Origin of the sequence: Marinobacter sp. (assembly GCF_041595835.1) — a bacterium.
Classification (GTDB): Bacteria; Pseudomonadota; Gammaproteobacteria; order Pseudomonadales; family Oleiphilaceae; genus Marinobacter.
In genome coordinates this window covers 119,835-142,838 of the sequence record NZ_JBFHJO010000004.1, presented here as the reverse complement: position 1 = coordinate 142,838, position 23,004 = coordinate 119,835, and the positions used below count along the sequence as shown (strand labels likewise).

The 23,004-nt window shown below is 52.8% G+C and carries 24 protein-coding genes and 1 tRNA gene; 9 read left to right on the top strand and 16 right to left on the bottom strand.

From position 1 onward, the window contains the following. Positions 1-210 precede the first annotated feature (210 nt). The 4 genes from ABYA77_RS03380 to ABYA77_RS03365 form a co-directional block, all read right to left on the bottom strand. Positions 211-286: transfer RNA gene (locus ABYA77_RS03380), tRNA-Phe, on the bottom strand. Between the two features lie 118 nt (positions 287-404). Further along, entirely contained in the window at positions 405-677 is a 273-nt protein-coding gene (locus ABYA77_RS03375) for an oxidative damage protection protein (RefSeq protein ID WP_372964532.1), read from the bottom strand. Between the two features lie 55 nt (positions 678-732). Beyond that, the gene (mutY, locus tag ABYA77_RS03370) at positions 733-1,797 is read right to left on the bottom strand and encodes an A/G-specific adenine glycosylase (protein WP_372964531.1); all 1,065 of its coding nucleotides are present in this window, start codon (positions 1,795-1,797) and stop codon (positions 733-735) included. Continuing rightward, positions 1,797-4,034 carry an AsmA family protein gene (locus ABYA77_RS03365; protein ID WP_372964530.1) on the bottom strand — a complete coding sequence of 746 codons (2,238 nt, stop codon included), beginning with the start codon at positions 4,032-4,034 and terminating at the stop codon, positions 1,797-1,799. Before ABYA77_RS03365 ends, mutY begins: the two co-directional genes overlap by 1 nt. Before the next feature lie 195 nt (positions 4,035-4,229). Between ABYA77_RS03365 and ABYA77_RS03360 the strand changes: the two genes are divergently transcribed. The 5 genes from ABYA77_RS03360 to hisF all read left to right on the top strand — a co-directional run bounded on the left by ABYA77_RS03360 (position 4,230) and on the right by hisF (position 7,673). Further along, on the top strand, positions 4,230-4,691 hold the full coding sequence (locus tag ABYA77_RS03360; RefSeq protein ID WP_372964529.1) for an SRPBCC family protein: 462 nt from the start codon (positions 4,230-4,232) through the stop codon (positions 4,689-4,691). A gap of 108 nt (positions 4,692-4,799) precedes the next feature. Further along, a complete protein-coding gene (hisB, locus tag ABYA77_RS03355; RefSeq protein WP_372964528.1) occupies positions 4,800-5,393 on the top strand; it encodes an imidazoleglycerol-phosphate dehydratase HisB in 594 nt (197 codons plus the stop codon). Between the two features lie 27 nt (positions 5,394-5,420). Beyond that, positions 5,421-6,059, top strand: a complete 639-nt coding sequence (gene hisH, locus ABYA77_RS03350) for an imidazole glycerol phosphate synthase subunit HisH (protein ID WP_372964527.1) — start codon at positions 5,421-5,423, stop codon at positions 6,057-6,059. Positions 6,060-6,152: 93 nt separating this feature from the next. Next, entirely contained in the window at positions 6,153-6,890 is a 738-nt protein-coding gene (gene hisA / locus ABYA77_RS03345) for a 1-(5-phosphoribosyl)-5-[(5-phosphoribosylamino)methylideneamino]imidazole-4-carboxamide isomerase (protein WP_372964526.1), read from the top strand. Positions 6,891-6,899: 9 nt separating this feature from the next. Continuing rightward, positions 6,900-7,673, top strand: coding sequence for an imidazole glycerol phosphate synthase subunit HisF (gene hisF / locus ABYA77_RS03340; RefSeq protein WP_372964525.1), 774 nt, complete (start codon positions 6,900-6,902; stop codon positions 7,671-7,673). Here the strand turns inward: hisF and ABYA77_RS03335 are convergent. From ABYA77_RS03335 to gpmM, 4 genes are all read right to left on the bottom strand, one after another. Continuing rightward, entirely contained in the window at positions 7,670-8,434 is a 765-nt protein-coding gene (locus tag ABYA77_RS03335; protein ID WP_372964537.1) for a divergent polysaccharide deacetylase family protein, read from the bottom strand. The two genes, hisF and ABYA77_RS03335, sit on opposite strands and share 4 nt — an antisense overlap. Positions 8,435-8,484: 50 nt before the next feature. Then, entirely contained in the window at positions 8,485-9,891 is a 1,407-nt protein-coding gene (locus ABYA77_RS03330) for a S41 family peptidase (protein WP_372964524.1), read from the bottom strand. Between the two features lie 98 nt (positions 9,892-9,989). Then, positions 9,990-11,090 (bottom strand): murein hydrolase activator EnvC, encoded by a 1,101-nt coding sequence (locus tag ABYA77_RS03325; RefSeq protein ID WP_372964536.1) that lies wholly within the window; start codon positions 11,088-11,090, stop codon positions 9,990-9,992. A 56-nt stretch (positions 11,091-11,146) separates the two neighbouring features. After that, entirely contained in the window at positions 11,147-12,694 is a 1,548-nt protein-coding gene (gene gpmM, locus ABYA77_RS03320) for a 2,3-bisphosphoglycerate-independent phosphoglycerate mutase (protein ID WP_372964535.1), read from the bottom strand. Between the two features lie 160 nt (positions 12,695-12,854). On the opposite strand from gpmM, the gene ABYA77_RS03315 reads away from it, so the two are divergent. Together ABYA77_RS03315 and secB are read left to right on the top strand one after the other, a co-directional pair. Continuing rightward, positions 12,855-13,271 (top strand): rhodanese-like domain-containing protein, encoded by a 417-nt coding sequence (locus ABYA77_RS03315; protein ID WP_372964523.1) that lies wholly within the window; start codon positions 12,855-12,857, stop codon positions 13,269-13,271. Positions 13,272-13,405: 134 nt separating this feature from the next. Continuing rightward, on the top strand, positions 13,406-13,903 hold the full coding sequence (gene secB / locus ABYA77_RS03310; protein WP_372964522.1) for a protein-export chaperone SecB: 498 nt from the start codon (positions 13,406-13,408) through the stop codon (positions 13,901-13,903). A gap of 74 nt (positions 13,904-13,977) precedes the next feature. Here secB and trmL read toward each other — a convergent pair whose 3' ends face one another. The 4 genes from trmL to traF form a co-directional block, all read right to left on the bottom strand. Then, on the bottom strand, positions 13,978-14,442 hold the full coding sequence (gene trmL, locus ABYA77_RS03305) for a tRNA (uridine(34)/cytosine(34)/5-carboxymethylaminomethyluridine(34)-2'-O)-methyltransferase TrmL (protein ID WP_372964521.1): 465 nt from the start codon (positions 14,440-14,442) through the stop codon (positions 13,978-13,980). 5 nt (positions 14,443-14,447) lie between these two features. Continuing rightward, complete coding sequence (locus tag ABYA77_RS03300) at positions 14,448-15,626, bottom strand: acetyl-CoA C-acetyltransferase (protein WP_372964520.1); 1,179 nt, start codon at positions 15,624-15,626, stop codon at positions 14,448-14,450. Positions 15,627-15,740: 114 nt separating this feature from the next. Then, positions 15,741-16,844 (bottom strand): multifunctional CCA tRNA nucleotidyl transferase/2'3'-cyclic phosphodiesterase/2'nucleotidase/phosphatase, encoded by a 1,104-nt coding sequence (locus tag ABYA77_RS03295; RefSeq protein ID WP_372964519.1) that lies wholly within the window; start codon positions 16,842-16,844, stop codon positions 15,741-15,743. A gap of 179 nt (positions 16,845-17,023) precedes the next feature. Beyond that, positions 17,024-18,337, bottom strand: coding sequence for a conjugal transfer protein TraF (gene traF / locus ABYA77_RS03290; RefSeq protein WP_372964518.1), 1,314 nt, complete (start codon positions 18,335-18,337; stop codon positions 17,024-17,026). A 253-nt stretch (positions 18,338-18,590) separates the two neighbouring features. Here traF and ABYA77_RS03285 point away from each other — a divergent pair, with 253 nt between their 5' ends. After that, the gene (locus ABYA77_RS03285) at positions 18,591-19,115 is read left to right on the top strand and encodes an LPP20 family lipoprotein (RefSeq protein ID WP_372964517.1); all 525 of its coding nucleotides are present in this window, start codon (positions 18,591-18,593) and stop codon (positions 19,113-19,115) included. A 33-nt stretch (positions 19,116-19,148) separates the two neighbouring features. Then, positions 19,149-20,360, top strand: coding sequence for a flagellar assembly protein T N-terminal domain-containing protein (locus ABYA77_RS03280; protein WP_372964516.1), 1,212 nt, complete (start codon positions 19,149-19,151; stop codon positions 20,358-20,360). 2 nt (positions 20,361-20,362) lie between these two features. On the opposite strand, the gene ABYA77_RS03275 is transcribed toward ABYA77_RS03280, so the two are convergent. Genes ABYA77_RS03275 through ABYA77_RS03260 form a run of 4 tightly spaced genes read right to left on the bottom strand, consistent with a single transcriptional unit; the run spans position 20,363 to position 23,004 of the window. Beyond that, complete coding sequence (locus ABYA77_RS03275; protein ID WP_372964515.1) at positions 20,363-20,824, bottom strand: SufE family protein; 462 nt, start codon at positions 20,822-20,824, stop codon at positions 20,363-20,365. Next, on the bottom strand, positions 20,821-21,363 hold the full coding sequence (gene sufT, locus ABYA77_RS03270; protein WP_372964514.1) for a putative Fe-S cluster assembly protein SufT: 543 nt from the start codon (positions 21,361-21,363) through the stop codon (positions 20,821-20,823). The genes ABYA77_RS03275 and sufT overlap by 4 nt, the downstream gene beginning before the upstream one ends. A gap of 18 nt (positions 21,364-21,381) precedes the next feature. Further along, positions 21,382-21,738 (bottom strand): HesB/IscA family protein, encoded by a 357-nt coding sequence (locus ABYA77_RS03265; protein ID WP_372964513.1) that lies wholly within the window; start codon positions 21,736-21,738, stop codon positions 21,382-21,384. Between the two features lie 12 nt (positions 21,739-21,750). Beyond that, positions 21,751-23,004 carry an aminotransferase class V-fold PLP-dependent enzyme gene (locus ABYA77_RS03260; RefSeq protein WP_372964512.1) on the bottom strand — a complete coding sequence of 418 codons (1,254 nt, stop codon included), beginning with the start codon at positions 23,002-23,004 and terminating at the stop codon, positions 21,751-21,753.

Sequence of the window (23,004 nt, the reverse complement as noted above, 5' to 3'; positions counted from 1 at the left end):
TTTTCTGAGGTGCTGCCTGCACAATTTTGATCTGCTTGCGAACGCTTTGCTTATCCATCCCTCTGGGCACCTCAACCTTGAACTCATTCAACCGACCCAAAACTTAATCGTCACTGAGGGTGAGGCAACACTGTTCGGAGTATATTGCTTACATTTCTGGATTGCAGAAACAACAAAGCCCGCACAAGGCGGGCTAAGTTATTGAATTAGTGGTGCCCGGAGGCGGAATCGAACCACCGACACGAGGATTTTCAATCCTCTGCTCTACCGACTGAGCTATCCGGGCAAGTTGAGCTATGAGCTGCAACGGGGCGCTATTAAACCGGTTTAGGGTTTTAGAGTCAAGACTGACAGGTGAAATTTTCTTAAATTTTCTACGCTTGCTCAGGTCTTGACCAAAGCGGTTAATTTTCCGGCGGTACGTAGCCCTCGGCTTTGTCGAACGGCTCGTTATTAAAGTAGTGATCCATCTGGGCCTGCAGATACTTTCGGGTATTCAGGTCCATAAGGTTCAGGTGTTTTTCATTGATCAGCATGGTTTGTTGGTTTTGCCATTCCTCCCAGGCTACTTTGGATACGTTCTCAAAAATATCCTGGCCCTTTGGTCCGGGCATGGGGGGCATGTTCAGACCTTCCATGTCTTTCTGGTATTTCCGGCAGAATACAGTGCGGCTCATGGTGACTCCTACGTTGAGGTGTTGGCTGCGAAGATGATAACAGATCGGCGTCAGGTCAGAGCAGGGCGTTCTGTTCGGGATTGGTCAGCAGGGTGCGAATGGGCGCGGGGAGTCCCAGAGTCAGAGCTTCATCTCGGTGTAGCCATCGAAGGCTTTCTGAATCCGCTACGCTGGTGCAGCCTGATACCGGTAGCCTGGCTGGTTGTATGTGCAGGTGATAGTGGCTGAAGGTATGGCGAAACCCGCTGATTAGTTCAGGGTTGCCACAAGTAAGCCCCAGTTCTTTTGTACAGGCATCCTGCAGTTCTTCGGCGCCATAGGCCGGGTCGAGCTCAGGTAAGCTCCAGAGGCCGCCCCATATGCCGCTGGGTGGACGCCTTTCCAGAAGGATACGGCCGTCTGCGTCTTCAATAATCAGCATCCAGGTGGTTTTTTCTGGCTTTAGCTTTTTGGGCTTGGAGCCAGGATACAGCTGGATTTGTTGGTCTTCGTATGCTTTGCAGCCATTATGGAGAGGACAGTTGTCGCATTTTGGCTTACTGCGGGTGCAGACTGTAGCGCCCAGATCCATGATGCCCTGAGTGTAGTCCCGCACCCGGTTGTCAGGTGTGTGCATTTCTGCGTGTTTCCACAACTGCTTCAGCACCGTTGTTTGCCCCGGCCAGCCAGGAATCGCGTGGTAGCGAGCCAGTACTCGTTTTACGTTGCCGTCAAGAATGGCGGCCCGTTTTCCAAAGGCTTGAGCCAGAATGGCACCTGCGGTTGAGCGGCCGATTCCAGTCAGGGATTCCAGAGCTTCCTGATTTTGAGGAAACTCGCCATCGAATGCTTCAACGACTTGCTTTGCCGCTTTGTGAAGGTTGCGGGCTCGTGCGTAGTAGCCCAGGCCTGACCAGTGGCTGAGTACATCGTCCTCTGGTGCGGAAGCGAGGGCCTGCACATCCGGGAAACGGGTCATGAAGGCTTCGAAATAAGGAATGACAGTGGCTACCTGAGTCTGCTGAAGCATGATCTCAGAAACCCAGACCCGGTAAGCATTGCGGTTATGATGCCACGGCAGGTCGTGCCTGCCGTGCTTGTCATACCATACAAGAAGTTTGTCTGCGAACTCGTCGGTCATTATTTGAACAGACCTTTAAGGGCATCCTTTACTTTATCGCCTTCTTCACCAAGCTTCTCCTGAAGCTTATCGTCTATTTTGTCTTTTGCTTTCTGCTTTGCTTTGTCCACTTTTTTCTCGGCTTTCGCCTTGGCACGATCAAGTTCTTCTTTCGCCTTGGCACGGGCGGCATTGGCCGCAATGTCTTTCAATGTGTCACGGAAACGGGAGCCGTCAAAGGAGCACAGGCCCGCTGGGTCTTCAGTGAAGTTGCCGCGGCACTCAACTGGGATTACCACGTTCTGTACGTATTCCGTTACGCGGCAGGCGTTGTCTTTGTGAATCTCACCCACTATGCGCAGTCCCAGTTCGTAATCAATGCCACTTTGCACAAGGTCGACGGTGCCGTTGCCTTCCAGGCGCATGCCTGCCAAGGCAGCAACCAGGTTGGTATTGTTCAAGGTATTGCCATCAATTTTCAGGGTGCCGCGCATGTCATTGAATGGTGTGGTGTCGCCCCAGTCTGCCGTAGTCAAAGAGTCTTGGTTGACCATGGCAATGCCCTGGCAGGCCATGTGGGTCAGGTTTATCTTCCGGAACTGTCCTTCCGCCAGGTTGAAGTTGATCTCACCATTGGCGTTATTGCGAAGTGCTGAAATACGGTTGCCGTTTGTGTCCACTGCGAGTTCCAGATTGGCTCCGCCAGACAGTATGTCGATTTCGGCCAGCTGAGTTAGTAGCGGCAGAGTCTGGACGTTTTTGACGCTAGAGCGAAGGTTCCAGTTCGGGTTGTCACCGCGGGCATCAATGGTCACGTTAGCGCCGAAGCTGCCTTCATAAAGCTTCCCGCTGAATTCGTCGACTTTCAGCAAGCCATCTTTAGCGGTGGTGCTGGCTTTGATCTCTTTAATGGTCAGGTTGCTGACAATTAATTCTCCTAAACCAAAATCGATATCCAGCAGCAAAGAGCGCAGGGTTTCCAGTGGCAGTAAGTCGGTTTCAGGCAGACTCTCGGAGCCAGTCTGGGCTATTGAGGTTTCAGCTTCTGAGGCAGTGGCGTTGCCTTTCTCGCTGGCTGGAGGCAGGTAACGGTCAGCGTTGAGCTTGTCACCTTGCAGGTTAAACACCAGGCCTCCGTTACTCAGGTTGTAGCTTCCGCCACCGTTGAAGGTGGTGTCGTCCAGAGTAATTTGCAAATCATTAAGGGCAAGATTGCCCGGTTTGCCGCCCAGGTTTGTCGAAAGAGCTATGGTTTTGAGCACATCCTGATCGGTGGTTTCAATGGCTGGTTGGCCAAGGTCACTGAGCAGTTGTTTCAGGGAGAACTGGGAGATTTCCAGTTGGCCATTCAGTGCTGGCTTGTCGCCGAAGCCTTTTACGCTGAGGTTCGTGCTTAGTTTCAGGTCGGCCAGGCTGGCTGTGAAGTCGTTCAGTGAGGCGGTTTCATTGTCAAGGTTGGCTTTCAGAGATCCGCTCATTTTTGCCGTCACAGATTGACCATTGAACGGTTCGCCGGTCATGTCGAACACGGCTTTAAGGCCGGACATGGCGAACTCATTCAGTGCTTTGCCAGCGATCAGGTTAGCGCTGATGCTGCCATCTACGGCGAACTGTGGCTGGGTGGTTTCAACCTTGAAACGGATGTCCAGCGGGAACTCAGAGCCCAAAGTGATGTTGCTGGCGGTTACAGCGAAGTCTTCCAGTATCACGGACTGTCCGGTGCTGAGGTCGTTGTAGTGAACCCGGGCGTTGCTGATCTCGACGTTTTTAACGTTGAAATTCAGGGTGTCTCCACCTTTGACCTGTTCGGAAATGCCCTCTGTGGCCGCCGGTTTTTCTGGTTCGTCAGCGGCAGAACTTTCGTCTGTATTCTCCGGCATGATCCGGGTCCAGTTGCCTTCGCCTTGCTTGTTTACTTCGAGTTGCGCATCGAGACCGTTTAACAAAAAGGTATCCACTTGCGGAGACATGGTAATCAGAGACCAGAAGTCGATCTGGGCGATTAACTGCTCCAGGGCCACAAGGCGCTTACCTTCCAGAGTGGCTTCAACCTGGTTCAACTCCAGGCCCAGAGGGATAAAGGACCAGCCAATGTCACCTTGCAGGATCAGATCCAGATTGGTCTGTTTTTCGACTGTAGCCTCAATTTGAGGTTTGTAATCATTTGGATTGATCACGGCGACAGCTATAGCAACGGCTGCGACCGCCAGTATGACAAGAGCTATGATGGCGTAGAGCGCGTAGCGAATGACTTTCATTACGAGAGTTCCTTTTCTTCCCGGCAGGGAAAGTTGCCTGGTGTGTTACGAATAAATTACTCAAAGGATAACGCAGGGTTAGCAAATTAACAGTGCAGGAATATGACAATGCGGTAGTCTTGGTTCAAAATACACCGAAAAAAACAAGCCGGAGAAAACTTTCGGCGCGCAAATAAGCATAATAAGGAGTTAGCTGTGGCTATTACCGTTTCGATTGAGCTGAATCGTGAATTCGATATTCAGGCTAGCTATGACGACGTATTCGATTTACTGGCAGATGTACCCAGGTCGGCCAGCCACTTCCCGAAAGTAGATAAACTGATTGATCTTGGCGGCAATGCTTATCGGTGGGAAATGGAGAAGGTAGGCGTAGACAAACATGCCATTCAGTCGGTTTATGCGTGCACCTATGACCCGGATAAAGAAACCGGGAAAATTACCTGGGAGCCTGTAAAAGGTGAAGGGAACGGTGTAGTGAGTGGCTCTTGGGTTCTCAGTTCCAAGGATGAAAATACTACTACCGTGCGCTTCCAGACCAGCGCGGCACTGACGGTGCCCCTGCCCAGCCTGCTCAAGCTCGCAATCAGCCCGGTTATCAAGCATGAATTCAATAGCATGGTTGATACCTACATGAATAACCTGAAAAACGCTTTTTAAGCCTATCAAGGTGATAGACCCCATTGCGGGACTCCTGTTGTGTTAATCGGTATAATCTGTAAACACTAAAGTTTTCGGTAGCAAGCCAGTTTTTTCAACGGAGTCTCCATGGCTGAACGTAAGGCTCGGGTAGAGCGAAATACCCTAGAAACCCAGATCTCGGTTGAGATTAATCTTGACGGTACCGGCAAGGCTTGTTTCGACACGGGCGTGCCCTTTCTCGACCACATGATGGACCAGATCGCCCGCCATGGTTTGATTGATCTGGACATCACCTGTAAGGGCGATATCCATATTGATGATCACCACACGGTGGAAGATATCGGCATCACCTTTGGTCAGGCCTTCAAACAGGCCGTGGGCGACAAGAAGGGCATTCGCCGGTACGGCCATGCATACGTGCCACTTGATGAAGCTCTGTCCCGCGTAGTGATAGATCTGTCAGGCCGCCCTGGTCTGTGTATGAACATACCCTACACCCGGGCAGTTGTTGGTGGCTTCGACGTGGATCTGTTTGAAGAATTCTTCCGCGGGTTCGTGAACCACTCCATGACAACCGTACACATTGACAACCTGAAGGGTAAGAACACCCACCATCAGATTGAAACTGTGTATAAAGCATTCGGTCGCGCATTGCGCGTGGCGATTGAAATGGATGAGCGTATGGCCGGCATTACACCGTCCACCAAAGGCGCTCTGTAACGGTCACCGACAGGATCCGAAACTACGATGAAGACCGTTGCCATCATTGACTACGGCATGGGTAATCTGCACTCCGCCCGAAAAGCGGTGGAGCATGTTGCCCCGAATTGCACAGTACTTGTCACCGATAACGCAGATCAGATACGCGAATCTGACCGCGTGATCCTCCCCGGTGTTGGCGCCATCCGTGATTGCATGGCTGAAATCCGTCGCCTGGGTGTGGATGCGCTGGTTAAAGAAGTCTCCCAGGACCGTCCCTTCCTCGGCATTTGTGTTGGTATGCAGGCATTGATGGCCCGCAGTGAAGAAAATGGCGGCGTGGAAGGTATTGGTTTGTTTCCGTCGGAAGTTCGTTACTTCGGTGATAATCTCACCGAAAATGGCGAACGCCTGAAGGTGCCTCATATGGGGTGGAATCAGGTTTATCAAGCTATGGAGCACCCGCTATGGCACAACATCCCTGACGGGGATCGCTTTTATTTTGTGCATAGCTACTATGCGGAAGCTGAAGGCAATGCAGACATGGCTGGTCGCACTCATTATGGCGTAGATCTCGCCGCCGCTGTGGCAAAAGACAATATTTTTGCAGTGCAGTTCCACCCGGAGAAAAGCGCCCGGGCAGGTTTGCAATTGTTGGAAAATTTTACGAACTGGACTGGAAAGTAGGCTGGTCAGAGCATTACAGCTTTCTGTGGCGGAAGGCCTTTCGCTACAGAGGGCGGATCTCATAGCCTTCCTTTCTGATAGGAACGAAATCATATGCTTATCATCCCCGCAATCGACCTCAAAGACGGCAAGTGCGTAAGGCTGCGTCAGGGCCGTATGGACGACTCCACTGTTTTTGGAGACGACCCTGTAGACATGGCCACGAAGTGGGTTGAAGCCGGCGCTCGTCGCCTGCACCTGGTTGACCTTAATGGCGCCTTTGCTGGCGAGCCAGTTAACGGTGACATTGTTAAAGCGATTGCTAAAAAATATCCGGACCTGCCGATTCAGATTGGTGGTGGTATCCGTTCGGCGGAAACTATCGAGGCTTATCTGAAAGCTGGCGTTCAGTGGGTCATTATTGGGACCAAGGCGGTTAAAGAGCCAGAGTTTGTTACTGAGATGTGCAAGCGCTTCCCCGGCCACATCATCGTGGGCCTGGATGCCAAAGATGGCCGTGTGGCCACTGATGGCTGGGCCGAAGTTTCTGAAGTCATGGCTGTTGACCTGGCAAAACGCTTCGCTCACGATGGCGTAGATTCCATCGTTTACACCGACATTGCCCGTGATGGCATGATGCAAGGTGTGAATGTTGAGGCAACTGCAGCTCTGGCTGAGCAGGGTGGCATTCCAGTGATTGCTTCCGGCGGTGTGACCAATATGGATGACCTCAGGCGCCTGGCTCCCGTTGCGGGCAAAGGTATTCTTGGTGCCATTACGGGCCGTGCTATTTACGAAGGTACGCTGGATGTAGCAGAGGCCCAGGCCTTCTGTGACAGCTTGAAAAACTGAGGACGCACCATGGCGCTGGCAAAACGTATTATTCCCTGCCTTGATGTCGATAAGGGCCGTGTGGTTAAAGGCGTAAACTTTGTTGATATTCGTGATGCCGGAGACCCGGTCGAGGTGGCCCGGCGCTACAACGAACAGGGCGCAGACGAAATCACCTTTCTGGATATCACTGCTAGCCATGAAAGCCGTGACACGACTTACGAAACCGTAGAGCGTATGGCCGCAGAGGTGTTCATCCCTTTGACCGTAGGCGGCGGTGTTCGTACCGTGGACGACATACGCAATCTGCTGAATGCCGGCGCTGACAAGGTATCCATTAATACGGCGGCAGTGTTCAATCCCGAGTTTGTTCGAGAGGCTGCGGAGCGTTTTGGTCGCCAGTGTATTGTGGTTGCTATTGATGCCAAAAGCGTCAGTGCCGAAGGCGAAGAGCCTCGCTGGGAAATTTTCACTCATGGTGGCCGAAAGCCTACCGGTCTGGATGCGGTTGAGTGGGCTAAGAAAATGGTGGAAATGGGTGCAGGAGAGTTGCTTCTGACCAGTATGGATCGTGATGGCACCAAGGTCGGTTTTGACCTGGGTTTGACTCGAGCTATCAGTGACGCAGTTCCCGTGCCGGTAATAGCCTCAGGTGGCGTGGGTGAGCTTCAGCACCTGGCTGACGGTGTTACTAAAGGTGGTGCTGATGCAGTGCTGGCGGCTTCCATCTTTCATTTCGGTCAACATACGATTCCCGAAGCGAAAGCCTATATGAAGGCCCAGGGCATCGAAGTCCGCGATTAATTATTCTTTGCGTAAGCAGGTCGAATGGCCTGCTTTTCTCCTTTTGCAAACATCTCACGATTATCATTGCGTATCGCCCAGATTCCTCTCACTGTTGCAATGGCGATGCCTTGCTCGTCGAGTTCGGGTAAGTGCTTTTCAAGATAATCCACCGTAACGGCATGTGGGTGGCCAATGCCGATAGCAGTCCCGTTCTTTTTAGCCGTTTTTATTAACAGCTGAAATTGCTGATCAACAAAGGCTTCGGTTTGTTCATGGTCGAGAAACACATCGCGAGTCAAACTGGGAATCTGGTAGGCGCTTGCGACCTGGCCTGCTACTGAGCTTGCGATAGTGCGACTATCGACAAAATAAACCGGATATCGGCTCAGCTCTTTCATAACCCAGTCCATTGGCTGTACCTGCTGTGTTAACAGGCTACCCATATGGTTGTTTACACCGGTTACGTGGGGGATTGATTGCAGTGCGCGCCGAAGAGTGGTTGATATGGCTGTTTCGTCCATATCCGGTGTTAACCCGCCAGGACCAATGTCAAAATGGCGGGTGTTGGCCATGGGTGCGTGCAGCATCACTTCTTTGTCGTGGAGATGGGCAAGCTTTGCTAGCTGCACGGTGTGACGACGATAGGGCAGAAAGGCCATAGTTAGGGGCTGCTCAATCTGAGTCAGCCGCCGCCCTTCGTGCAGGTTATGGCCTACATCATCAATAATGATTGCAATTGTAGGTGCCTGGGCCTCATCCGGGGCTGCGCCGTAAGCCAGCCCTGCAACGAGCGCGAGCGCAGCAGTCCATGCGGCAGATACTCTCAGTTTCACTGGCTGAGACTCTGTTTGTTGCCATCTTTGGCGCCAGACAGGATGTTCATTCCTTTGAGCAGGTTCAAAGCAGAGCGCAGCTGGTAGTCGCGGTTTTCCGTTTCTTCCCGGGCCTCAGCATTCTGTTCCCGCTCTTTACGAGCTTTTTCTTCGTCTTCACCTTCAAGGTGCCCGCTTAAGTCGGCTTCGGTAAAAAATGGCCGGCTATCAAGTTCAGTTAATTCTGCTGGGCGAACTTCGATGTCAGGCTTGATACCCTTTGCTTGAATAGAGCGGCCGTTAGGGGTGAAGTAGCGGGCAGTTGTCATCTTGATGGCATGGGACTCATCCAGCGGTATGACTGTTTGAACACTCCCTTTACCAAACGACTGAGTGCCCATTACGACTGCGCGCTTGTGGTCTTGCAGTGCTCCGGCAACAATTTCGGAAGCCGAGGCAGAGCCGCCGTTGATAAGAACAACTATTGGGGTGCCTTCCATCAGGTCACCGGGTTGGGCCGTAAACCGCAGGCGTGAGCTTTGAATACGGCCCTCGGTGTAGACGATCAACCCTTCATCGATCAGAGCGTCAGATGTTTCGACAGCGGCCTGAAGTACGCCACCGGGATTATTGCGAAGGTCAATGACCAGCCCATTCAGATCACTGCCAAAGTCATCTTCCAGTTTGCTCAGTGCCTCACGGAACTGGCGACCCGTTTCGGCCTGGAACTGGGTGATACGAACATAGCCGTACCCGCTTTCAAGCATCCGGGATTTAACGCTGGTTACTTTGATGATGTTGCGGGTAACGTTGATTTCGATGGGAGCACTTTCACCTTCGCGCATAATGGTCAGCGACAGTACTGTACCCGGTTTGCCGCGCATCAGGTTGACGGCTTCTTCCAGAGACATCCCCTTCACCGGCTTTTCATCCAGTTTGATGATCAGGTCGCCAGCTTGCACGCCGGCTTTCTGGGCCGGGGTATCGTCAATCGGGGAAATGACTTTGACGAAGCCGTTCTCCATGCCCACTTCAATGCCAAGACCACCAAATTCGCCGGAGGTGCTTTCCTCAAGTTCTTCGTAATCTTTCGGGGCAAGGTAGGTTGAATGGGGGTCCAGGTCTGAGAGCATGCCTTTAATGGCGCTTTCAAGCAGTTGGGTGTCGGATACTTCTTCAACGTAGGCATCTTTAATACGGGCAAAAACTTCTGTGAATTTCCGTAATTCTTCTAAAGGCAGTTGTTCTTCCGGGTCAGGCAACCTGATTTCAACCCGTTTTCCGTCCTGTATGCCTTCGACAATCTGTTGGGGTTGGCTGGCACTGTCTTGAGCCAGTGCCAGTCCGGGGGCTGCAAAAAAACAGGTCGCCAGGGCTAGAGAGCGTAGTTGTGAAATCCGGAGAGAGCTTCGAACCCGTTTCATTCAGATATCCTGTTTTGTTTCCAATAGTTGGACTGGTTAGCTGGTCGCCACAGTATGGCGCTCGTTGCCGCGTTTGTCAGCCCTTCGATGCGCGCAGCTTATAGCTTGCCCAGCCAGAACTGGGGATTTGTAGGCTTACCGTTACTGCGAACTTCAAAATACAGGGCAGGGTCTTCCGTGCCTCCGGTGCGCCCGGCCAGTGCAATTGTCTCGCCAGGAGAAACCCAGTCTCCTGGCTCCGTGAAAAGGCTGCTGCTGTGGCCGTACAGGGTCATATAGCCATCACCATGATCGATGATGGTCATCAGACCGAAGCCTCTGAGCCAATTGGCAAACACCACACGGCCGTGGTGCACGGATTTAATTTCGGCATCTTCTTTTGTATTGATAATGATGCCGCTGCGGCGCAATTTACCATCGGCATAGCTGGCGCCGAAGCTGCTGACAACTTTCCCCTGTGTCGGCCAGGGTAATTTTTTGCGCAGAGACTTGAACGGCCTCGATTCATTCGGAGAAGGAATGTTGGCAATGGCTTGCTGTACGTCTTCCAGCAGTTTTTCCAGGCGTTTATGGTCAGCTTCCAGTGTTTCTTTTTCGCTACGACGGGTGCGGATGTCGGATTTCAGAGCCGCCAGAGTCTGGGTGTGTTCTTTGCGGGTTTCGGTGAGTTGCTGCTGTCGCTGCTCCAGTTTGGCTTCGGTTTTTGCCAGCTGTACTCGCGTGGCCTGAACGTCAGCCTGGGCCGCTTTTAGCTCGCGAAGACTTTGTTTAAAGGCTTCCAGGCGACCAACGGTATCTTTACTCAGATACTCATAGTAAGTCATGGCTCGGGCGATATTTCCTGGCTCTATTTCATTCAGAAGGATTTTGAGTGCGGGAGCATCGCCTTTCATCCAGGCTGAACGAATTTGTTTTTTCAGGCTTTGTCGCTGAGCTTCGAGGGTGTTGGCGAGCGCGTTTTCCTGTTTTTGCAGTTCGCTTAGGCGTTTTTGTTGTTTGTCTGCTTGCTCGCGAAGCTCCCGTCGTTCACGGGTAAGCTGGCTAATGGTACGCTCTGTTGCTGCCAGTTGTTTTTCCAGGCTTGAACGGTTTTTCTCGGCATCGGCCAGCCACCCATCAATGGTGGCAATGCGCTTTTTAAGCGCATTCACCTGTTCAGGTGTGACGTCTTGTTCTGCATACAGCGGCGCGACCCCCATAAAGAGGGTCAGTGCCAGTGCCAGAAAACGTCTCAAAATGCCTGCCTGTATTCTGATCAGCTTATGTCCACCAAGCTGTGGCCGGTCATTTCTTCCGGAGCTTTATCGCCCATCAGTGCAAGTAGGGTCGGTGCGATATCACAAAGGCTGCCATCATCTTTCAGGGTTACTTTGCGGTGCCCGGTATAGACCAGAGGCACAGGGCCAATGGTGTGGGACGTGTGGACCTGGCCGGACGTGGGGTCGGTCATCTGTTCGCAGTTACCATGATCCGCTGTGATCAGCGCTTCACCGCCGACCTGGTCCAGCGCTTCAACTACTCGCTGTATGCAGTGATCGAGACATTCCGCTGCTTTGATGGCGGCATCCAGCTTGCCGGTATGGCCGACCATGTCGCCGTTGGCGTAGTTACAGATGATCAGGTCGTACTTGCCGCTTTTGATGGCTTCTACCAGTTTGTCGGTTACTTCCGGCGCGCTCATCTCAGGTTGCAGGTCATATGTTGCAACTTTCGGGGAGGGCACCAGAATGCGATCTTCACCGTCAAAGGGCGTTTCCATGCCGCCATTGAAGAAGAATGTCACGTGGGCGTATTTCTCGGTTTCAGAAATGCGTAACTGAGTTTTTCCTTCCTTGGCCACATATTCGCCCAAGCCATTGCTGAGTTGAGCCGGGGGGTAGGCGCAGGAGGTTTTGATGTCGGCGGCGTACTCGGTCAACATGACAAAGTCTGCCAGATCAGGGTGTTTCCGGCGGTCAAAACCATCGAAGTCATTATCAACGAAGGTTCGGGTCATTTCCCGGGCACGGTCAGCACGGAAGTTCATGAACAGCACGGAATCGCCGTCATTGATGATGCCTGTCTGCTGGCCATCTTTATGAATACGTGTGGGTTTTACAAACTCGTCGTTTTCGCCGCGCTCGTAAGCTTGTTCCAGAGCTGTTATCGGGTCTGCACAGGTGAATTCAGCTTCGCCCAGCGTCATGGCATTGTAAGCGGCTTCTACCCGGTCCCAGCGGTTGTCTCGATCCATAGCGAAGTAGCGGCCAACAATCGTGGCCACTCGGCCTACGCCGAGGCTGTCCATCTTGGCTACCGCTTTCTCCAGAGAAGGGCGAGCACTGCGTGGAGGCATGTCCCGGCCATCGAGAAAAGCATGGATATAAACTTCTTTGGCACCACGAGCGGCGGCAAGTTCTGCGGCGGCCAGCATATGGTCTTCGTGGCTATGTACACCACCAGGAGACAGCAGGCCCATGATGTGAACAGCTTTGTCACTGTTGACGGCTTTGTCGATGGCGTTGCACAGAGCTTTGTTTTTCTGAAAGTTACCGTCTTCCAGATCTTTGTCTATGCGCGTCAGGCTCTGATAAACCACCCTGCCAGCGCCGAGGTTCATGTGGCCCACTTCGGAATTGCCCATCTGGCCCTGAGGCAGCCCCACAAACATGCCTGAGGTATTGATCAGGGTTTTGGGCTGATGCTGCCAGAGCTTGTCCCAGAACGGGGTGTTGGCTCTGGAGATGGCATTGTCTTCAGCCGGGTCACGGTGGCCCCAGCCGTCGAGGATAATCAGTGCAGTGGGCTTGCGCGTCGCGGTCATCATTTTGTCCGGTTGGTTGCAAAGATAACGAATGAAAAGAGGATCAGATTGTAACCGTTTTCATTTGCGCAGGCCACGGAGGATGGTGGAAGGTTCCTTGCCTTCTTTGAGCGGGTGTGGATGTGTATAATCCGGCGAAACTAATTTTCAGGGTAGTTACATGGACCGCTTGTTTGAATTCGTTGTTAATCACTACATCCTGGTATCAATTTTTGTTGCTTTGATTCTTGCTCTTCTGGTGCTGGAGTCTCGTCGCGGTGGAGCCAAAATTTCGGCCCAGGGTGCGGTGACTCTGATTAATAAAGAGGAAGCCGTTGTTTTGGATATCAGGGACCGAAAGGAGTTCGGCGAAGGCCGGATCACCGGCTCTATCAATATCCCGTTAAGTGGCCTTAAAGGGCGTGTTAACGAGTTGAATAAGCACAAAGAAAAGCGGATTGTGGTGGTGGACAAGATGGGGCAGCACTCAGCCATGGCAGTCAAACAGCTGAAAGAAGAAGGCTTTGCAGATGTTGTGCGTTTGAATGGCGGTATTGCCGACTGGAAAGCCAGCAATTTGCCATTGGTGAAAAAGTAACAGGGCTTGATCTGATTGGCGATCTGTCGCACTGTTTCACATTACTCGCCGGAGACAGGCAGTAGACTGTTCCGGCAAACGTGACCATATACAGTGGGCCCGGCCCATAAAACGAAAAGACGAAAGGACGGATCATGGCTGAAAATCAGCAAGCCGCAGGCAATGAAAATCAGAACCAACCCCAGTTTGCCCTTCAGCGTATCTATGTGAAGGACCTCTCTTTTGAATCTCCAAATTCGCCGATGGTGTTTCAGGAGCAGTGGAAGCCCCAGGTAAACCTGGATCTGAACACATCCCACAACCAGATCAGCGACAATCAGTATGAAGTGATTCTGTCTATGACAGTCACGGCAAAGCTGGGTGAGAAAGTTGCCTACATCGTTGAAATTCAGCAGGCGGGTGTGTTTATGGTTGCGGGTATTGAAGGGCCTCAGCTGGGGCAGATGCTGGGTGCATACTGTCCGACTATCCTGTTCCCTTATGCCCGCGAAGCGATCGACGGTACCGTTAGTAAGGGCAGCTTCCCTGCGCTGATGTTGGCACCGGTGAACTTTGATGCCATCTATGCTCAGGCTCTTAAGCGTAAGCAGGAAGAAGCCGCGGGCGAAGCGAAGGAAGAACAGACTCACTGATTTCTGAAGAGTTTCTTTCGAATATAAAAAAACCGGCTTAAGCCGGTTTTTTTATATGCCTGCATAGGCAGCACTCAGTTTGCGCCGGGGAACCCAAGCTGACGCCAGGCTTCATAAACTACCAGTGCAGCGGTGTTAGAGAGGTTCAGGCTGCGGCTTTCTGGCTGCATAGGCACTCGAAGCCGGTGACCTTCATGAAGTGCTTCTCGTACCTCTACCGGTAGCCCTCGGGTTTCTGGCCCGAACATCAGGTAGTCGCCATCCTGAAATGCCACTTCATGGTAGTGGCGGGTGCCTTTGGTGGTAAGCCCGAACAGGCGTCCAGGTTTCTCCGACTCCAGAAAACTCGAGTAATCCTGGTGGATTTTTACTGTGGCGTACTCGCTGTAATCCAACCCGGCTCGGCGCATCTGCTTGTCTTCCAGAGAGAACCCCAAAGGTTCGATCAGATGCAGCTGACAGCCGGTGTTGGCACAGAGCCGGATGATGTTGCCAGTATTTGGCGGTATTTCCGGCTCATAGAGTACAAGGTGCAACATTTGGCTTAGCGCTCAACTGCCAGGGCTACGCCCAAGCCGCCGCCGATGCACAAAGTGGCCAGGCCTTTCCTGGCATCACGGCGCTGCATTTCATGCAGCAGGGTCACCAGAATTCGGCAGCCTGAAGCGCCAATCGGATGTCCCATAGCAATGGCGCCGCCGTTCACGTTGACCTTGTTTGTATCCCAGCCCATTTCACGGTTTACCGAAATAGCTTGTGCCGCAAACGCTTCATTGGCTTCGATGAGATCCAGGTCTGCCGGTGTCCAGCCTGCACGCTCCAGGCAAAGCTTGCTGGCCGGAATTGGCCCGGTACCCATAATGCTCGGGTCAACGCCAGCACTGGCGTGAGCTTTAATGGTTGCGAGTGGGGGCAGGCCGAGCTCTTTGGCTTTCTCTGCGCTGCAGACCATGACAGCAGCGGCACCGTCGTTTAGTGAAGAGGCGTTGCCAGCCGTGACGGACCCGTCCTTCTTGAATGCAGGGCGGAGTCTTGCGAGGCTCTCAACGGTTACGCCGTCACGCGGGCATTCGTCCTGATCGACGATGACCGGGTCGCCCTTACGCTGCGGGATGGCGACAGGAACAATCTGGCCATCAAAGCGGCCGTTGTTTTGCGCGGCCACAGCTTTTTGCTGTGAAGCGGCTGCAAACTCATCCTGCTCCTCACGGCTGATGCCGTATTTTTCAACGATATTTTCAGCTGTGATGCCCATGTGGTAGTCATTGAAGGCATCCCAAAGACCGTCGTTCACCATGGTGTCAATCATGGTCCAGTTGCCCATGCGTTGGCCGTTACGGCTGTTGGGTAGCACGTGGGGAGCCAGGCTCATATTTTCCTGTCCGCCGGCAATAATGATGTCTGCGTCACCACAGCGAATAGCCTGAACGGCCATGTGAACAGCCTTCAGGCCGGAACCACAGACTTTATTGATGGTGATTGCTGATACAGACGTAGGCAGGCCGGCATGAATGCTGGCTTGGCGGGCCGGGTTCTGGCCGCTACCGGCGGTCAGAACCTGGCCAAGGATCACTTCGTTAACTTGCTCACCGGCAACGCCGGTTTCTTCCATCAGGGCTTTGATGACGGTAGAGCCAAGTTGCTCGGCTTTAATGCTGGATAAGCCGCCACCAAAACTGCCAATGGCGGTACGTTTTGCGGCAACAATGACAACATCACGCATGGAAAATCTCCGTTGTATGAGGCGGGGTCAGGCTTCAGAGTGCCTGGGAATATAAAATATTGCTGCGTATTGTAGCGGGAAAGTGTTGGGGGCACCAAAGCAACTAAAGTCGAGTCAGGGCGTGAGTGCCTGCGTGATGCGGGCTAGTCTTTCATTTCGAATGGCGTTGCCCAGTTCTTTACCGGTGAATCCTTGTTTCAGAAGGTCCTGAGGGTTCACTCCGGCGGCCACCTGTGCGGCGGTACTTAATTGTTCGACGAAATCACTGTGAGCTGTGCAGGCGAGGGTAGCCAGCAATTGTTCGAAGCGTTCAGAGCGGCGCCATAAATCCGCCTGGTCCAGCATGTCTAAAACGCCAGACGCTGGCAGGTTTGTATCCTTGCAGTTTGATAGCCACTCGGCATACAGGCACACCAGGTGAGTGAGGTCCCGGCAGTCGTTAGGGCATTTCATGGCTTTTGCCCTGGCGGTGGCCTTTGGTTCTGGTATGGCACACATGAGCGCAGAAAATCTCTGAGCGGTAGAGCTTTTCTGCAGGCTTAAGCACTCCAGGGCCTGAAGGCCAGCCCTGAAGTTTTCGTTGTTTGTTAGTTCTGGTATCAGCACGTCCAGTGCGCCCAGCTCTTGCAGCACTTCAAAAAATACACCGGGAGTTTGTTCGTGCAGGGCTCGTTGTACTTCCTGCCAGATTCGCTCGGGTACAAGGTCTTCCAGCTCTCCGTTGCGAATCATGGTTCGCATCAGGTCCTTGGTTTCCTGACAAATGGAAAAGCCTAAAGGGTAAAAACGAGCGGCGAAGCGGGCTGTTCTCAAAATTCGCAGGGGGTCTTCAGTGAACGCTTCAGAAACGTGCCGCAGGGTTTTCTGCTCAAGGTCAGCTAAGCCGTTAAAAGGGTCTACCAAGGTGCCGTTCTGGCTTTCTGCCATGGCGTTGATAGTGAGATCCCGGCGCTTGAGGTCTTCTTCCAGTGTGACATCGGGTGCGCTGTATACGGTGAAGCCGTGATAACCACGACCTTGCTTGCGCTCGGTGCGGGCCAGAGCATATTCCTCTCCGGTTTTCGGATGTAGAAAGACGGGGAAATCAGCACCGACCTGGCGATACCCAAGTTCCTTCATCATCTCAGGCGTTGCGCCTACTACAACCCAGTCACGGTCTTTGATCGGGATGCCGAGCCGTCCATCGCGTACAGCTCCGCCTACAAGGTAGATTTCCATGATTCTCGCTCTGACTGACTTTGAGTGCGGTATTTGGTTCACACTGGAGGCGGGATTATCTGCGGCTTGAAGACGCTTCGCAAATTATAGAGCCAACAGCGGGTCGGGAAACTTGCGTTCCACGACCCGCTGGTACTTTTGGCTATGGGCCAGGATCGACTCCTGGTCTATAGTTTTTATTAAAATGCTGTGCCCAGTTCGATGGCTGCGCCAACATCGGCACTGCTGTACAGTGCGCCGATATCCAGGCGAGCACCCAGGATATTCAAGCCCAGACCGGCAGTAAACTGAGTGTCTTCTTCAATGCCCGCGTTGTCACTGTTGCTTGCCAGGTTGTGACGTACACCCGCGCGCAACTGAGCATAGCGCCAGGCATCAAACTCTGCACCAACGGCGAGCCATTGCGTGTCGTCTTCATAGCCAAAGGCTTCTTTCTTGGTCAGATCCAGCTCTGCGGTGACTACGTGGTGGTTGCCTTTATGGGCTATACCTGCGGTAACCATGGGGTTTAGTTCAAGAGTGTATTTGTCTTCGACTTCAGCGCCACGGGCTTGTGCCGAGTCCAGTTCCATCGGGATCAGGTTTTTCACCACAACGCCGGCGTTCCATTCCTTGTTTTCACCGAAGGCGTAGGCTGCCCCGATGTCGAGGTTGAAGCCGCTCTTATCAGTTTCGTTGTTGTCACTGTCAAACTCATCATCATCGAAACCGGAAACGCTTTCTGTGTATTGGAAGGTGCGGAGTTCAACGTATTTTGGTGAGATGCCAACCTGGAAACTTTCTCCGTTGTTTAGTTCGAAGGTGGAAGCGAAGCTTACACCAGCCTCAACTACCGCGGATGCCAGAATGCGGCCGCGAGAGTTAAGCTCGATCCCGTCTTCATCATCGAGTTTTTCATCTGTGATAATTTTGTCAATGTCAGCGGCTGTTTTTGCACTAGCTATGCGGTCAAGCAGAGCTTTGTCGTCATCGTCCAGCTCTCCGCGAACAGTGGCTGTCAGGTTGCCTGATGTGAATACACCGACGGCCAGCTTAGGGCTGGGTACAGCAAAGCTGATTCCCAGCCCGACGTTGGCTCGGATAGTGTCTCCGCTGAAAGCGCTCAGCCGTTCGCTCAGGTCTTTGGTTGTGAGTTGGAAATGACTCACTTCATCGGCCGTTGCAGTTGCATCAAATCCGTCCGTTAGTTCATTAAAGTCATCAATAACATCCTGAATGTCATCGATCTGGTCGATCGTTTCTTCTTCATCCGCAGCGCGAACATTGACTGACGGTAAAATCAGACCAAAGTCATCTGCCCAATCGTGTTGCTGAGCCGCCATCATTGCTGGGTTTGAACTGGGTGCTGTCGCTGGTGTCGCTAAAGCCACGCCTGTGCCGCCCATGGCAAAAGACCGTGATGACATAAAGGCCTGAGGGCTGGCTAACGCAGAGGTTGTCGCAACAGACAGGCCGATAGCTAATGAGAGCTTATTAAGACGATTCATTTTCATTTAGATCTCTTCGTGTATGTTGTTGTAAACGCACATATTAAGTGTTAGTGATGTTAGACAAGAAGCATGTGATTAACAGTCCAAAACGGGTAACCGTTTGTTCTATCTTCGTAAATTAAGGCAAAATTTTGCCGGTTTTCCTTTCGGTCTTTTTGTTGTTTTTCTGAAAAAATCTTTTCTAAACCTGCTGTTATAGAGAGTGGCGTGATTTTTTCATGCATCTTTGGAAAAGCATTTTCCCGGAGACAATATAATGACACTGCGTTGGTTCTTAATGCCTGTTTTGGTTTTTGCCCTGGCTGGTTGTGCGGCTGGGGGGAAGCAGGGTGCATCGGACGAGTTTGAACCCATCACGGTTCGTGTCAGCGGGTTTGGCACCTATGAAAATGTCCAGGGTGACCGGTTGAATACCCAAAAGCGCTTGATGGCGCGAAGAGCTTCTCAGCTGGATGCCTATCGTAATCTTGCTGAGCGGGTGTATGGCACGGTTATTTACGGTAGTTCGACCGTTAATGATTTCGTACTGAGCAGCGATAGCTTCCGTTCATATGTCGACAGTTACATTCGCGGAGCTCGTATGGTGACAGTTAATGAGCATAGCGATGGTGTGGTTGAGACGGTGATGGAGCTGAAACTTGAACCCAGGTTTCGTGCGTGTGTCTCCCGCGTTGCAGATGATCAGGTTCGGGATGCGTGTGGCATTCCTATGCCGCGTCACAATGACCGGGTAGGTGATGTCGAAGCTCGTAAGGTTGATTCCCTCTATTACTTGGATTAAGCCGGCCGTCTGCTGGCAGGTTTCGGGAGTGCTATGAAACGCATTGTTGTGTTTGGGTTTATATGGCTTTGCTCGGGTTGGGTTGATGCCGCCGTACTTGAGGGGGTTGGCCATGCCAATATTCGTGAGAACAACCTTGATCAGGCTCGCGCTGAAGCCAGACAATCGGCTATGCGAGACCTCGCTTTGCAGTACCAGGCGCAGGTGAGTACAAGGGATACGCTGGAAAACGGTCAGCTGACCCATTCAGAGACTGAGCTGTCTTCGATGGCTCAACTGCGTAATGCGACGATTGTGGATGAATACCAGCGTGGCAATTTGTTGCGTGTGGTTGTCCGGGCAGAGCTTTCTGATGTCATTGATGGAGGTCATGCCTCATGTAAAGCGGGGGCCGCTTCAGGTTTGCGTAAGCGGGTTGCGGTAACGGGTTTTCCGGTTGTGATGCCTTCGCAGGGGGGAGATCCGGGGCTGGATGATGCCGGCGAGCAGTTGCCGCAGGCATTGTTGGCGAGGTTGCAGGAACAGGGGAAGCTGCAGGTGCTGGGGGCCACCTCTCTAAGATTGTTCTCGAATCTGCCTGATGCACCCACGATGCAATCCAGTATGGCCAGCAATCACCTGACTAATGTGGTGCAGCTGGCCCGGGAGCTTGGTGCTCAGTTTGTGGTGTCGGGTGTTATTCGTGATATGGGGCTGGCTGATCCGGACGCCTGGGGTAGTTCGGTGTTTAATCGTATGCAACGGGGGCTAGGCTTTACCGACAAAACCCGTCGGTTTGAAGCTGAGGTGATGGTGTTTGATGGTTTTAGTGGTTCTCCGGTGTTCCGAAAACGATTTTCAACGGTTGCCGATTGGGACCCGAAAGGAAGTGGCACCGGAGGCTTTGCTTCCGCAGGATTTGAGAAAAGTGAGTGGGGCCGTGCGGTATCCGGCGTGATCGATGATATGGCCGCTGCAGTTAATGGTGCACTAAGCTGCCAGCCCTTTATGGTACGGATTACCCGAGTGGATGATGACCGGGTAACTTTGGCTTCTGGGGCCACTGCTGGCTTGCGCCCTGGAGATCAGTTGAATATCTATCGCAGCCAGCGTTACTTTGATTCACTGGACGGTACTCCGGAACTTGCGGATGCCGGGGTGTTGGTCACGCTGGACAATGTACATCCTGATTTCAGTACCGGCCGCCTTGGTACCACTGGCGGCCAGGTGAATGTGCAGAAGGACGATATGGCTATTATCTGGTGAGCTTAAGCGGTGGCTTCGGCTGCCGCAAGATCGCGGATTTTACTGACCATCGCTCGCAGGCCATTGCCGCGAGTAGGGGAAATGTGACGGATCAGGTCGAGCTGTTCAAACAGCTCGTCGATGTCGGTAGCTAGCAGATCTCTGGGCGACTTTCCGTTCAGTGCCACCAGAATGATGGCAGCCAGACCGCGAACGATCAGGGCATCAGAATCAATCAGCAAGAATAGTTTGCCGCTGTCCTCGTCGTAATAATGAATCACCCAAACCTGACTTTGACAGCCATGCACGTAGTTCTTTTCTATCCGCGCGTCATCGGGAAACTCGGGTAATTGTTTGCCCAGGTCAATGATGAACGCATAACGCTCTTCCCAGTCATCCAGAAATTCAAAGGCGTCTAAAACGTCTTCCAGAGTGGTTTTCTGGCCGAGAGGATTGTTCAGGAATTGCTGTTTGCTAACGGTCATAGCATACCCAGTTCAAGTTTGGCTTCATCGGTCAGCATGTCGTTGTTCCAGGGGGGGTCAAAAGTGAGGTCGACGATCACTTTGTCTACATTGGGTACATGCTCAAGCTTTGTCTTCACATCTTCAGTAATAACCGGCCCCATGCCACAGCCAGCGGCGGTCAGGGTCATGGTGATGTGAATTCTATTACCGTCTTCGGTTCCATTCTCGATTTTGCAGTCGTAGATCAGTCCCAAATCCACCACGTTGACCGGAATTTCCGGATCGTAGCAGTTACGCAAGGCTTCCCACACCTGATTTTCATTCACGCTACCGTCTTCAGGGGTCTCAAAGCTGCTTTTCAGGGGCTGCTTGCCTAATGCGTCTGCATTGTGGCCTTCGATGCGGGCCAGATTGCCATTGACGGCGACGGTGAAGGTGCCGCCCAGAGATTGGGTGATGGTCACAAAGGTGTCAGACGGAATCATGATTTCAGTTCCGGCGGGCACCAGTCGTGCTTCCACCTCGCGCTTGGTCAGGACGACTTCCCGTTCTTGCATGCTCTATAAAGCCTCTGTTTATGACACCGTAAAGCTCTCGCCGCACCCACATTCAGCTGTAGCATTGGGGTTGCGGAACCTGAACAGGGAGTTGACCCCCTCGGTGACAAAGTCGATTTCAATGCCGTTAACCAGGGGCAGGTGTTCCTGCTTTACGTAAACGTCCACGCCGTCGATGGAAAAGATTCGGTCATCGGTGGAGGTTTCTTCTACCCACTGGGTTTCATATTTGAAGCCGGAGCAGCCGCTTTTCTTGATGGCGAGACGGATGCCTTTGGCTTCTGGTCTTTTATCCAATTGTTTGCGAACGTGTTTGACCGCCGTTGGCGTCATGGTCACATTAACGTCGTTTGGGGTGAAGACTTCGGCTGTCATGTTTCCACCTCCTCAGGTAAACAGGCGCTGGATTTTCTGAAGGCCAGTGAATAGTTTCTCGACCTCTTCCAGCGTATTGTAGAACGCGAATGAGGCCCGGGCTGTACCGGGTACCCCGTAGAAATCCATCAGTGGCATGGCGCAGTGGTGACCCGTGCGAATGGCGATGCCTTGCTGGTCCAGCAGAGTGCCGATGTCACTGGGGTGCAGGCCGGCAATTTTGAACGATATTACCGGTACTTTGTTTTTTGCCGTGCCGATAATATCCATACCCGGCACGGTTTCTAGCAGTTGGTTTGCTCGGGTGAGGAGTGCTTGTTCAGCTGCTTCCAGAGCCGTGTGATCGAAGCTGTTCAGGTAATCAATGGCTGCCGCCAGACCCACCGCTTCTGCGATAGCGGGAGTGCCTGCTTCAAATTTGTAAGGAAGTTCGTTCCAGGTGGTGCGCTCGAACGATACGCGCTCGATCATCTCGCCGCCGCCTTGATAGGGAGGCATTTGTTCCAGTAGTTCTGCCCGGCCATAAAGTACGCCAATGCCGGTGGGACCGAACATTTTATGGGACGAGAATGCGTAAAAGTCGCAGTCGAGAGCCTGAACGTCCGGCTTGAAGTGAGGCACTGCCTGAGCGCCATCAATCACGGTCAGCACGCCCTGTTGCTTAGCCTGTCGGATCAGATCGGCAACAGGGTTGATGGTGCCGAGTACGTTAGACGCGTGTGTGATGGCCAGAATACGAGTGCGATCATTCATCAGGTTGCTGAATGAATCCAGATCCAGCTCGCCTTCAGGTGTAACCTGAACGGGAACGACTTTTGCGCCAGTGCGTTCTGCCACCATTTGCCAGGGCACGATGTTGGCGTGGTGCTCCATGTGGCTGACCAGAATCTCATCGCCTTCTTTCAGGCGCGGGGCCAGACCGTTGGCAACGAGGTTGATGGCCTCGGTGGTGCCACGGGTCCAGATGATTTCTCTGGTACTGGGGGCGTTTATAAAGCTGCGAACGGTTTCGCGGGCACCCTCAAAGGCTGCGGTGGCCCGGTCACCTAAAGTATGAGCACCCCGGTGCACGTTGGAGTGCATTTCCCGGTAGTAGCGATCCATGGCGTCCAGCACGGAGACAGGCTTCTGGGCTGATGCGCCGTTGTCCAGATACACCAAGGGCTTCCCGTTGATCTGTTGGGCCAGAATCGGGAAGTCACGGCGGATGCTTTCTACGTCAAACGCCTTTGTTTCGGTGTTGCTTGCCATGGACAGGTCGTTCAT